A 13,524-nucleotide genomic window follows, 5' to 3' on the forward strand; every position below is an offset into this window, starting at 1 on the left:
AAATTAGTTCCAAAATGAACAATTATAGTTCTTATGATCACATCTTACTTTTTCTACAATTAGGATAAGTAAAGGAGGAGAATTATGATACGAAAATTTCATCTTAAAATGGATACGCGCGAAGCAATCGCTGGGTATTTATTCGTCACTCCACTAATGTTGGGGCTGATTATCTTGACCTTGATCCCTGTCCTGGGTTCACTATTGTTAAGCTTCACGAACTGGAACTTTGTAGCTGGTCTAGGGGGGATTAAGTTCGCGGGCTTCGATAATTTCATAAGGCTGTTTCATGATGATGCCTTTATGAAAAGCTTGCTGAACAATTTGCTCTTTATTATTACAGTACCGGTTACGATCATCGTTGCTCTGCTGTTAGCTATCCTGATTGATAAACAGGTTTTCCTGAAGGATTTATTTAAAGTAATTTACTTCCTTCCCTACATTTCCAGTGTAGTTGCCATCGCTATGGTTTGGCAGGTTATGTTTCACCCTTCCCTAGGGCCTGTCAATCAATTTCTGATGTCACTGGGATGGGATTCTCCACCCAAATGGCTGGCTGATATCCATTATGCGTTGCCGTCGCTGATGATGATCCAGATTTGGATTCAGCTCGGGTACAACATTATTATTTTTATCGCGGGTTTACAGAGTATTCCGAAGGACCTTTATGAAGCGGCTGATATTGACGGTGCCAATGTCTGGCGGAAATTCCGAAACATCACGGTTCCCTGCATATCGCCAACTACCTTTTTCCTGCTGGTTACAGGGGTCATCGGCTCCTTTAAAATCTTTGATCTCATACAAGTACTGACACAGGGCGGACCGGCTAACTCCACGACTGTTATTGTCTATGAGCTGTATGACACTGCCTTCAATCAATTGAAGACGGGTTATGCTTCTAGCATGGCACTTGTCCTGTTCCTCATCTGCCTGATCATTACAGCCCTGCAGATGTTAGCGCAAAAAAAATGGGTCAATTATTAAAGGCGGAAAGGAGAAATTACAGTGAGAAAAGAGCTTCTATCCAGAACCATCTGGACAATCGCAATGGGACTGCTAGGTATCGCATTTCTTTTACCGTTTCTATGGATGTTATCCACTTCCTTTAAACTGGAGAAAGATGTGTTTAATTTTCCAATAGAATGGTTGCCTCAGCAGTGGAATCTTATTGAAAATTACAAACAGGTTTGGTCCGGTGATTTCGCTCGTTATTACGGAAATTCCATTTATATTACGCTGGCCACGACTATAATTAATGTGCTGATATGCGCACTGGCGGCTTATGGGTTCTCCAAGCTGCGTTTTCCGGGTAGAGATGCAATGTTTATAGTTGTGTTGGCCCTTTACATGGTTCCTCCACAGGCTTCACTGGTTCCGCAGTTTCTGCTGTTTAACTGGTTGAATCTGATTGATACACATCTAGGGTTGATCTTAATTAACAGTTTTAGTATTATTGGTGCGTTTATGCTCAAGCAATTTTTTATGGGAGTAAACAACGAGTATCTTGAATCCGCGCGGATAGATGGAGCAGGTCATTTTCGTTCATTTCTACAAATTGCCTTTCCGCTGATCCGTCCCGCTGTAGCTACTTATGCTATTCTACGTTTTATCTGGACCTGGAACGACTATCAGTATCCACTCATTTTTTTGAAGTCTAAAGAACTGTTTACTATTCAGTTAGGTATTCGGTTGTTTGGGGACCAATACGGGGATGTCTATTCCCTTATGATGGCTGGTGCGGTGTCCGCAATACTGCCACTGCTGATTATTTTTGCTCTTGGTCAGAAGCAGGTTATTGAGGGGATTGCCCTCGGCGGTGTGAAAGGATAATAAAAGTCAAAATAGTTTCTCTTCGGTAGAATATGAGAACTTTCCTCATCTATCCTGCATGTTAGGATGTTCTTGTAAGCAGTTACATAGCACTAGCTGTAAGACGAGGTATGCCCAACACATTTATAGGAGGGTCTATATGAAAAAGAAATTATTATCCGTGCTTATGATCTCATCAATGGCGTTGTCACTCACCGCATGCGGTGGAAATGCGAAAACAAATAATGCAGGAGCGACAAATGCGCCTGACACTGGTGGAAATAAGGAGCCTGCAGCAGAGAAGGTTACGCTGAAGCTGAGCACCTGGCAGACAGAAGCTAAAGCGAAGTGGAGCACGATTATCGCAGAGTTTGAGAAGGCGCATCCCGACATTCATGTAGAAGTGGATCTACTAAATGAAAAAGGAGACTCTGTTGCCTCCATGCAGAAGCTGGATTTGATGGCCGCTGCAAGTGACCCGCTGGATATTGTCGAATTGCCGTATACCAACTATTCGCAGCGTGCAGATATCGGTGTGTTAGCACCGATGGACGAATATATTCAGAAAGAAGGGTATAAGCTCTCCGATGAATATCTAGTGGATACTACGGTCAATGGCAAAGTTTATGCGTTACCGTCATCTATGCAGCGCTGGTTCGTGCTTCTTAACAAAGAAATGCTAGATGAGGCGGGTCTGCCGGTTCCGACCGACTGGACTTGGGCGGATTTCGAAGAGTATGCCAAGAAATTGACTAAGGGTGAGGGTGCAACGAAGCGTTTTGGAGCATATCTGCATAATTGGCCGGATTATTTCCAGCTCCAGCTAATGAGTAAGCCTGAGGATAATACTTTCCTAAAATCTGACGGAACCTCCAATGCCCTGGACCCGCAATTTAAGGCTAATCTGCAGATGATGAAGAAAATGATGTACGAAGATAAGAGTGCTACTCCTTACGAGGATATTATTTCGCAGAAGCTTGCCTACCGGAATCAGTATTTTAACGGTTTAGCAGCGATGCTTCCGATGGGTGACTGGATGGTTGCGGAATCGGGTGGAACGGATGCCATTCCAGCAACCTTCGTTACCGCGTTTGCGCCGATCCCTCGACTGGATAGTGAGAGCAAACATTACTCACCTGTTCAGCCAACCTATATGGGGATAGCTGCTAAATCCAAGCATAAGGAAGCTGCGTACACCTTTGTACGCTGGTATACCTCTGAAGGACTGGAAATCGGCGGACGTGTCTTCTCTGGCTGGGCGAAATCGGACACGAACAAATTGGTCGATACGATTGTGAGTGGTTCTAAGGATCCATCTAAGATTGATGTGGATTCATTGAAATTTACAATGGAGAACTCGAATCCTGGTGCGACGCAAGTACCGGCTAAATATGCGGATGAAGCTAAGAACAACGTTATTCCAGAAGCGGAGATGTATCTCCTTGGCCAACAGGATCTGGATGTCACTGTTACCAATATCGATAAGAAAATTTCGGAGGTCGTTCAGAACAACAGCGGAAAGTAGGCGGAGACTGATTGTACGCTTCCCCAAGGGGGCTTATAATGTGGGGGCAGGAAAGCATTTCTGCCTCCTGCTCCAAATTTAAAACAGATATGGGGCCTGTCATCCGTGTTTAGAAAGCATCAATCACTTCGAATGAAACTTGTCTGGTCTTCAATGATCTGTGTACTGATCCCGCTAGTCTGCATTTACATGGTTACAGATTACTTAACCCGGGATCTGATTCTAGAGAAGGCCGTTGGCAGCGCAAGAGAGTCTCTCAATGCGTCCAGTGCCAATATGAATGCCATTTTTGAACAAACGCTGGAGCAGTCCAATTTTGTACTTCAGAACAGCGAAATTAGGCAGATGATGTCTGCTGATCCAGAGACGCTTCGTTCAGCGAAGCATATCATCCAGTATAACCGTATGTCACGGATGCTGGATGATATGTTCGTTCTGACAGAATATTTGAAAGTAACGCTAATCGGAAAGAATGGATTTATTTATACCAGCTATCCTTATAGTGACTTTAATCCTTCAACCTTTTATAACGAGCAGTGGATGTCGCTTCTGAAAAAAATTCAACCTATCTCGACCTATTGGAAAGCGGAACACGATACTTACTATAATTACTCGGATAAGAGTTCAGTGGATTGGGTAACCATTGCAAGACCCATTCAATCAACCTCCAGCAGCACGATCGGATATATGATTATCAACATCAATGAGCGCAAACTCCGCCCTTACCTGAATAATGACAATGGCAAAGAGATGATGCTTTTGGATGACAAGGGAACGGTAGTCTCGCATGCTGACAAGGCCCAAATAGGTGATACGATGACGTGGCGGAAAAAGGATGGCGAGCTTGATACTGTCGAAATTAACGGGGAGAAATTCTTATATGTAGACCAGGAACTGAGCAGTAACAAATGGCGGATGGTAAGCATTATTCCACTGAAGGATGCCTTATCGAAGAATAAGCAGATTTTATTTATCAGCTTAGCCGTGCAAATTCTATTCTTTACCTTGTTTTCCGTTCTCTTAACCGTTCTAATCTCTAAGCTGACTCAGCCCATCGTGAAATTAAGTGCTTTTGTAAAGCGAATAGGTCGTGGTCAATTGGATGAACGTTCACTAATCCGTGGGAATAATGAGGCGGCACAGCTGGCCCGTACCATTGACCAAATGCTAGATCGAATAGAGTCCATGATTGAACAGATCACCTATGAGCAAACAGGAAAAAGAAAAGCTGAACTGGAAATGCTGCAGGCACAGATCAATCCGCACTTTATGTTTAATCTATTGAATTCGATCCGGTTAAATATTCTGATGCAAGGAGACAAGGAGAACGCCGAGTTGATTGGTTCGTTGTCGTCTTTGCTCCGTATGACCTTTAACAGAGACAATGAGTTTATCCCACTTTGTGAGGAGACAGATACGATATCTCATTATGTGACTTTGATGAATTTTCGCCATGCCAATCAGGTCAAGCTGGAAATGAATTTAGCAGACGGAACTGCTGAAGCACTGGTGCCTCGGTTTATGATTCAGCCTATGATCGAGAATGCGATCATCCATGGTTTCGAGCAATTTGGTGGTGAGATCTTTATTGAAGCTCATATTGTGGCAACTTCGGGAATGCTGGTTATCACGATTAAGGATAATGGCATCGGCATGTCAGCGGAGAATTTAACAAGACTTCGTGAAACCGCATACAGCAGCGAGCAAATTGCAGATGAGGACAGAAGGGGGTTCTCCGGCATAGGCTTACGCAATGTGGCCCAACGCCTCAGTATGATTTACGGCACTGCTTTCAAGCTGAATATTCAAAGCGAACCTGATGTGGGGACGGAGATTTGTTTGGAGTTTCCTCTGGATGATGGAAAGGTGGGTGTGGTGAATGCTGACGGCAATTTTGGTGGATGATGACTATCCGGTGATCCGTTATTTGTCGCAGGCTGTGCCTTGGAGTGAGCTCGGGATTGAACTCATCGGGTGTTATTATAGCGGTCTCGAGGCTTGGGAAAAAGCACAGCAGAATCCACCGGATCTGATTATTACCGATATTGGAATGCCCAAGATGAACGGACTAGAGATGCTTGAGAAATTCAGAGCGGTGAATCCTGGAATCCGTGCGATCATTCTCTCCTGCCACAACGAATTCAAGTACGCTCAGCAGGCACTTAAGCTTAACGTGGGGGAATATATTTTAAAGGAATCTCTGGATATCGCTCAGCTGCAGCATGCCCTTAGAACCCTTGTAACGGAAGTGGGCTTGAACAGGCAGCGGCATACGGAGATGCTGGTATATAAGCAAAAACAGTCTCAAAACCGCGCCGCGCTGAAGGAAAAGTTTCTAAAAGATACCTTGTACCAGTCCTGGGACAAGGAGTCTTGGATCGAGCAAGCCCGGTCAAACGGAATTATGATCCATGCTAAGAACTATATTCCGGTGCTTATTGTGATTAACCGCCCTGAGGAAGTTTCAAGGGTACGCCGAATGAGTGGATATACAATTTCTTTTGCAGTTGAGAATATCATGCAGGAAGTGCTTGAGGCTGATCACAGTCTGTTTATTTCGAGATATAGTCATAAGGAAATTGTCATTCTCTTTTGCAGTGACAAGCCTTCTAAAGACCACCAAGTGATCTATCACTCTATGCAAAATGCAGCTGCAGCCGTGCAAAAATATCTTAAGCTGTCTGTCTCCTGTTTATTTGGCGCTGAGGCGCGCAGTCCTGAAGAAATTCGTGGGACATTACAGCGGATGCTAAGGGAGAAAACCCAACGTTTTTATCTGCCAACAGCAGGAATTCACCGCTTTGAAGAGATTTGCTTTTCAAAGGAAGATATTTATGCCCAATATGGAAGCATTTACGCTGTTATCAATGATGATATTGCCTTGAACAGGGAAATAGAGCTTCGTGTTCATATCAAGGAATGGAGAGAATGGGTGGCCTCGCAAAAATTCCATCCCAATGAAGTTAAGGAATGTGTGCTCCGCTTGCTGATGGACTTGCAAATGAAGACGAAACAGCTGTTGCAATCTCCATTGCCTATGGCTGAAGAGAAGCTGTTTAATGTGGTAGGTGATATTGAAACCCTGGAGCATTTGGAAGATTGGCTGGTCCAGTACTTGGAGGAATTAGCACGGAAAATAAGTATGTTCTCCATCAAGTCCAAACGGAGTGAGGTCATCAAAGCCCAGCAGTTCGTGATTAGTCATGTAACGGAGAAAATAACGCTGGAGGACATGGCAGGACGCTTGAACTTAAATGCCAGCTATTTCAGTCGCCTCTTCAAAAGGGAAACAAACCAGAATTTCATTGAATATGTAAATATGCTAAAGCTTCAGAAGGCAAAAGAGCTGCTTAATCAGTCTGGAAAGACTGTAGAAGAGATTTCCGAATATCTGGGATATGCGAACAAAAGTTATTTCATCAAGCTGTTTAAGCGAGAAATGGGCATGCGGCCTAGTGAATATGCGGCTTGGCATTGAGTTTGGATTGGAGGGACCATTACTGTGGAACTGAAGGGTACTAAAAATGAATTACAGCTGTTCTTAAATGATCTGTATGCTCCGCTAGAGCAGCGATTTACTGCTGGTCATGCAGGAATCGAGATGGGAGCTACAGGATCTATATATAATGAAGCGACTGCGCTTATGGAAGCCTTTGCCCGTCCTTTATGGGGGCTTGTTCCCCATGCCAGCGGTGGAGGAGAAAGTGCGCTCTGGCCGATGTTTCTAGAGGGGATCATTAACGGGACTGACCCGGAGCATGAAGAATATTGGGGTGAATTCTCGACCAAAGACCAGCGTATGGTGGAACAAGCCGTCCTGGGACTGGGGCTTGCTCTTGCGCCGCATAAGCTGTGGGAACCATTGAGTGATGTTCAGAAAATGCAGGTATATAACTGGTTGAACCAGATCAATCATGTGGATCGCTCGAATCCGAATAACTGGCTGATGTTCACGGTTCTTGTCAATGTGGGCTTTAAGAAAGTCGGATTACCCTACGATCAAGAGATCATGGATGATTATCTGGAGAAGATTGACACCTACTACTTGAGTGATGGATGGTATTCCGACGGGCTGACCGATCAGAGAGACTATTATATTGCTTTTGCTATGCATTATTATACGCTGATATATGCTAAATTGATGGCGGAGGATGATCCTCAGAGGGCTGCAGTTTACCGGGAAAGATCCGCGCAATTTGCCAAAGATTTTATGTATTGGTTTGCTGAGGACGGAAGTGCGATTCCTTTCGGACGTAGTCTGACCTATCGTTTTGCACAGGTCTCTTTTTGGAGTGCGCTGGTGTATGCCGAGGTTCTTCCTTTCTCATATGGCGTTCTCAAAGGAATTATAATGCGTCATTTTCGTTGGTGGTTTGAAAAGCCTATTGTGGGAATAGACGGATTACTAAGTATCGGATATGCTTACCCGAATCTGGTAATGACGGAGAACTACAATGCCCCCGGATCACCGTATTGGGCCTTTAAAGCTATGCTTATTCTAGCCTTGCCGGACGATCATCCTTTTTGGCAGGCAGAGGAAGAGCCGCTACCTGAATTGAAAGAGCTTCGGGCTCTCCAAGAGGCACGTATGCTGGTGAGTCGTCCGGAAGGAAATAAGCATGTTATTGCCTATACCTCTGGTCAGATGGCGAACTTTGATATGGCCCATAGCGCAGCTAAATATTCCAAGTTTGCTTACTCCACGCTGTTCGGATTCAGTGTGCCGAAGGCGGGTTATGGCTTAGTTCAAGGCGCTTACGACTCTACATTAGCATTGTGTGAACGCGATGAACATTACCGGGTACGCAGATTCTGCGAGACGTGGGAAGTTGGAGAGAATTATGTATATTCACGCTGGCATCCCTGGAGCGATGTACATGTGGAGACATGGATTATTCCAGCAGGTCTGTGGCATGTCCGTATTCACAGCATTCACAGCGCCCGGTGTCTCGACGTAGCGGAGGGTGGATTTGCCATTGGCCAGTCTGCTGGCTTCTCACGCAGTGATCGGGAAAACATTCATGTATCTAACACTGCTGTCTCGGTGCAATTGCCCTGGGGAATCAGTGCCATACATATGCTAAGTGGTTTTGACCGGGGAGAATGCGTGCTACCCGAACCGAATACTAATCTGCTGAAGCCTCGGACGTTTCTTCCGAGCTTGATCTCCAGATTGGAGCCGGGGGATCAGGTATTAATATCTGCAGTCTTCGGAGCTACGAATACCCCAGAGAACCAGTCAGCACTAGCTTTGCCACCAATTATTAAGCAGCATTCGGATGGAAGGATTTCTGTATACGATTCCTGTAACGGTGAACTGCTCTATACTGCTGACGTATCGGAAAGGAGAAACAAAGATGTGGAATAAGGCGATTGAGGATGCGATTCACAAAATTAAGAGAAATATTGCTAACCATCCGGGCAAACTGCCTCATATAGCAGAGGGACAACAGTACGAATGGGGAGACAATGATGATTGGATAGAAGGATTTTATGTAGGGATGATGTGGCTTGCTTATGAATATAGCAAAGATTCATTCTATAAGGAGGCGGCAGCTTCTTGGTTAGGAGACTTTAAGCATCGTCTGGATCATCACATCGCCCTGGACCATCATGATATTGGCTTTTTGTACTCACTGACTGCAGTAGCAGAGTGGAAAATAACAGGCAGCGAAGAAGCCCGAGCTGTCGGTCTACAGGCTGCGGATACACTATGCAAACGCTGGCGTGAAAACGCTGGAATCCTCCAGGCCTGGGGTTTAGAGAGTGACCCCGAGAATGCGGGACGTATCATTATTGACTGCTTAATGAATTTGCCTCTGCTGTTCTGGGCTGCGGAGGAAACGGGGGACAATCGTTATTATGATATAGCTCTCGAACATGCGTTAAAGAGCCGGAAATTTCTTGTGCGTGGGGATGCTTCCTCTTATCATACTTTTTACTTTGATCCAGCTACAGGAAGTGCAATTCGTGGAGGAACACATCAAGGTTATGAGGATGGATCGACCTGGACACGTGGTCAAGCGTGGGGAATATACGGATTTGCCCTGGCTTATCGTTATACACGAGAGGAAGACTTTCTTAATACCTCTAAAAGTCTGGTTCATTACTTTATCAGCCATCTTCCAGAGGATAATGTGGCGTATTGGGATTTTGATGTGCCGGTGGAAGCGAGTACTCCTCGCGACAGCTCGGCTTCAGCCATTGCGGCTTCCGGTCTTTTGGAGTTGCTGGATCTTCTGGACGCAGATGACCCGGATCGTGCTATTTATGAAGCAGCCTTACTCCGCAGCATGAAATCCTTAGCGGAACATTATGCGACATCCGGAAATCCGGACGCGGAGGGGCTTCTAAAGCATGGTTCCTATCATGTCAGAGGTGGACGTGTGCCTGATGGCCATATGATTTGGGGAGACTATTATTATTTGGAAGCGCTGATTCGCATGCAGACCGGAATCCGAGGATATTGGTAGTAGAAGTCAATAGCAGTGCCCCTTTCTCGATAAGTCGGAGGAAGGGGCACTGCTTTATTTATTCCCCTGCTTTAGTTACAACATTTAAACGCAAGTGACGGGAACTGCTCACTGTGTAAGGTAATACTCATTATGCAATGCAAAATGGGTTAGTGTTAGCTCTGGATAAATATATGTTATATTAATGCTTATCAGTGCTAGGAGAACAGTGAAGATAGATTACGGCATACAAATGGGGGATCAAACGTTGATGGTACGGATTATAAGTAGTATAAAATCTTTGATTAACACTAACTCGAAAAAATTAGCATTTAAAATACCATTTGCCTATTTTTTAGTCATTTTGCTTACGGTGGGTTTCAGTTATGGGGTGTTAAATCAAATATCTACTAATTCAGCCCAGAAGAAAATTAATGAGGCGTCTTTGCAAACAATTACTTCTATACAGACAAACGTTGATTTAATGATTGAAAACGTAAACAACTACTCTAAAATGATATTTTCCGATCATAATCTGCAAAATTTGTTAAGGCAGGGAGGGGTGTATTCCAATCTGGATACACAGTCTAAAGTTAGCGCCTATTTGTATAATCTTATGCAAGCGGTTCCTATAATTGATTCTGTTAATATTTTCGACAATACGGGGCATCGTTTTTCCGTCGGAACACAGGAATTACCAACTTTTATGGAAGCGGACATAAAGGATGCCTCATGGTATGAACAAGTTGTAAGTAATAAAGGGAAATATATTCTAAGATTAAATGGCAGCGGCGCTTTTTCAAGAATGGGAGCCGATGAAAATTTCGTATCTTTTATACGGTTGATTCGGGATATTGATAACACTTCTCCCCTAGGGGTGTTGGTCATTAATATCAAAGACGACGCCTTTGTACAGGCGTATTCCAATCTGCTGAATCAGAGTTCCTTTGAAATTGCTATTTTAGATGAAAATAATCATATCATCGTATCCGATTCCACCCAAGATCAACATAATGCAGTCTATAAAGAGATCCTTATGACAAACAGAGAGAGCCTGGAACAACAATTTCAGAAAAGCAACTCAGGATCTCTTACATTGAATTCTAGTTCACAGAAGTATAGAATCTCTTATCTCTCGGGTGGAGAATTTAATTGGAAATTTGTAAGTATTACACCCTACAAAACGATTGATTCGCGGAATAAATCGCTTGTGCTCTTGGCATTGCTTCTATTGATTATTAATGGAAGTATTTTCTTTTTTAGTTCCTTCATCATTTCGCGCAGTATTATTAATCCGATACATAAGCTCCTGCGATCCATGAACAAAGCTCCTAGCGGTAATTTTATGAAAGTAAATGTAGAACGCAATATTTATGAATTCGAACAGTTGTTTAACGGTTATAATCACATGATTGAGGAAATGGATCAGCTTCTGACCCGAATCGTCGACGAGCAGAAGATGATTCGTAAAGCTGAACTAAATACACTGCAATCCCAGATCAAACCGCATTTTTTATATAACACGCTGGACTCCATTACTTCGTTGGCGTTATCAGGATTAAACGATCAGCTATGTGAAATGATTGAGGCATTGGGAAACTATTATCGTATGAGTGTCAGCAAGGGCTTAGACGTTATCACGGTCGGTGAAGAGATTGAAATGGTTCGTAATTATTTGAAAATCCAAAATATACGTTACAAGGATGTTTTTGAGGCTCAGTTCGACGTAGAGGAAGACTGCTGCCAATTTCCTATACCCAAACTGGTTATGCAACCGTTGGTTGAAAATTCGCTTTATCATGGTATTCGTCCTAAAGGAACGAGAGGAACGATTCGCATCACTGCGCGAAATATGAAAGATGAAGTAAGAATATCCATATCTGATGATGGTGTTGGGATGTTGGAAGAAGAGATTATGCAAATTCTTGAAAGAAAAGATCAATTAAAGAGCTTTGGATTGTGGGGAACTATGGAGCGCTTGCGTATTTTTTATGGAAATAAAAACTGTATTAAAATCGAAAGCGAATTAGGAAAAGGGATGACGATAACGATAATTATACCGAAGGGATAGATACGCAATGGAAAAATTAAAGGTTTTGATTGTTGATGATGAATATTTGATAAGGAACCTGCTTAGGATGCGTATTGACTGGGAAAAGCAAGGCCTAACTATTATAGGAGAAGCTTCCAATGCACATGAAGCTTTGCATATGGTGGATGAACAGAGACCGGACATCATTTTTACGGATATTTATATGCCCTCTATCAACGGAATTGAGTTTAGCAGGGAAGTTTTAGCAAAGTATCCGGATATAAAAATTGTTATCGTTACAGGTCATGATGAATTCGAATATGCACATCAGAGCATCAAAATGGGAATTTCTGATTTCATTCTCAAACCGATTCGTGCTTCAGATTTGCTCCATGTGATTGATAAGCTGAAAAATAAAATATACGAGGAGCATACGCGAGATAAGGAATTAGAGAGATTGAAGGAAGATTTAGAGCGGAATTTTCCATATCTCAGAGAAAAATATTTATATCAGTGGTTAAAGGGCGATCTTTCCAAAGAAGAGATTCATGAAAAAGCGGACTATTTTAAACTGCCGGTGTTCCTAAGCAAAGAGGCCTTTCAAATCGCTATTCTAGAAATTACCTCAGCATCCGTAAAGCAATCAGAGGAACAGTTGATTCTCTTGGGAATGGAATGCAGATACAAAGTGGAATCGTTCTACCAGAACGACAATCAAGTGATTATTTTAACAGATACCCGAAACCAAATTGTAATCATTTCATTTAACCAAGCGACGAATCTTGTCAGCGATTGTGAATCACTTATAACCAATCTGTGTGAATCCTACAAATGCTATGTTAACATCGGGATCGGGCGCAAACGTATACATATAGAAGAAGCGCACCTTGGATATCAGGAAGCATGTCGTGCGGTGCAATACAAGGTCTTTGTTGGAAATAATCAGGTGGTTTGCTTCGAGGATATTGTAGGAAACAGGGAGGCGCATTACCAGTCAAATCCAGATCATCTTCAGCAGCTGCAGTTCTTCATCAGCGTCGGTTCGGGCGAACAGGCAATTCAAAGTCTAACGCAGATCTTTGAGGTTTCTTTCTCTAGCATAGCTCAGTTTCGTCTAGCAGCGATGGATGTAATCAATGAATGCCAACGTGCTGCGATAGAGCAACAGGTCGAGGATGATGAAGTGTCCAATAAAGAAACATGGGTCTCTATTCTCACTGCAGACAATTTACCGGAGTTAATGAACCTGTTGGAGAGTTATGTTCTTCACGTATCAAGAATTATATATTCAAAAAACCAAACAAAAGAAGGGGACCTCATCAGTCAGGTGAAAGAGTATCTCGAGAAAAATTTGGATGATCCCAAATTAGGATTAGCTAGTACGGCTGGGACTTTCTTTGTCAGTCCAGGTCATTTAGGACGGCTTATGAAGAAAGAAACAGGCCAGACCTTTGTGGAGTATCTTACGAACATACGTATGCAAAAGGCGGAAAACCTGCTGAAGAATACGGATTTAAAAGGATACGAGGTTGGTGAACAGGTTGGAATCAAGGATGCACACTATTTTAGCATCTTGTTTAAGAGATTTACGGGGATGTCGATGAATCAGTACAGAAGCGGTAAATGATTAAGAGGATATGTTCGAATAATGAAAGGTATATGTTGGTATTTTGAATGGAGTTATCATGGTAGCTTCCCTAAACTAA

At 43.2% G+C, this 13,524-nt stretch carries 9 protein-coding genes; all 9 read left to right on the forward strand.

All coding sequences use genetic code 11. The features are described 5' to 3' along the window. Positions 1-84 precede the first annotated feature (84 nt). The gene (locus tag ACWNM1_RS08425) at positions 85-984 is read left to right on the forward strand and encodes a carbohydrate ABC transporter permease (RefSeq protein ID WP_094869471.1); all 900 of its coding nucleotides are present in this window, start codon (positions 85-87) and stop codon (positions 982-984) included. Between the two features lie 63 nt (positions 985-1,047). After that, entirely contained in the window at positions 1,048-1,830 is a 783-nt protein-coding gene (locus tag ACWNM1_RS08430) for a carbohydrate ABC transporter permease (RefSeq protein WP_094869525.1), read from the forward strand. Positions 1,831-1,969: 139 nt separating this feature from the next. After that, on the forward strand, positions 1,970-3,334 hold the full coding sequence (locus tag ACWNM1_RS08435) for an ABC transporter substrate-binding protein (RefSeq protein ID WP_094869470.1): 1,365 nt from the start codon (positions 1,970-1,972) through the stop codon (positions 3,332-3,334). A gap of 105 nt (positions 3,335-3,439) precedes the next feature. Continuing rightward, the gene (locus ACWNM1_RS08440; RefSeq protein ID WP_449600639.1) at positions 3,440-5,239 is read left to right on the forward strand and encodes a cache domain-containing sensor histidine kinase; all 1,800 of its coding nucleotides are present in this window, start codon (positions 3,440-3,442) and stop codon (positions 5,237-5,239) included. Further along, positions 5,214-6,812, forward strand: a complete 1,599-nt coding sequence (locus tag ACWNM1_RS08445) for a response regulator transcription factor (RefSeq protein ID WP_449600640.1) — start codon at positions 5,214-5,216, stop codon at positions 6,810-6,812. Before ACWNM1_RS08440 ends, ACWNM1_RS08445 begins: the two co-directional genes overlap by 26 nt. A gap of 24 nt (positions 6,813-6,836) precedes the next feature. Further along, the gene (locus ACWNM1_RS08450) at positions 6,837-8,702 is read left to right on the forward strand and encodes a DUF2264 domain-containing protein (protein ID WP_449600641.1); all 1,866 of its coding nucleotides are present in this window, start codon (positions 6,837-6,839) and stop codon (positions 8,700-8,702) included. After that, a complete protein-coding gene (locus ACWNM1_RS08455; RefSeq protein ID WP_449600642.1) occupies positions 8,692-9,807 on the forward strand; it encodes a glycoside hydrolase family 88 protein in 1,116 nt (371 codons plus the stop codon). The genes ACWNM1_RS08450 and ACWNM1_RS08455 overlap by 11 nt, the downstream gene beginning before the upstream one ends. Before the next feature lie 208 nt (positions 9,808-10,015). Next, positions 10,016-11,857 carry a sensor histidine kinase gene (locus tag ACWNM1_RS08460; RefSeq protein ID WP_449600643.1) on the forward strand — a complete coding sequence of 614 codons (1,842 nt, stop codon included), beginning with the start codon at positions 10,016-10,018 and terminating at the stop codon, positions 11,855-11,857. 7 nt (positions 11,858-11,864) lie between these two features. Next, positions 11,865-13,445, forward strand: a complete 1,581-nt coding sequence (locus ACWNM1_RS08465; protein WP_449600644.1) for a response regulator — start codon at positions 11,865-11,867, stop codon at positions 13,443-13,445. Positions 13,446-13,524: the final 79 nt, after the last annotated feature.

This window comes from Paenibacillus sp. Marseille-Q9583 (genome assembly GCF_976954365.1).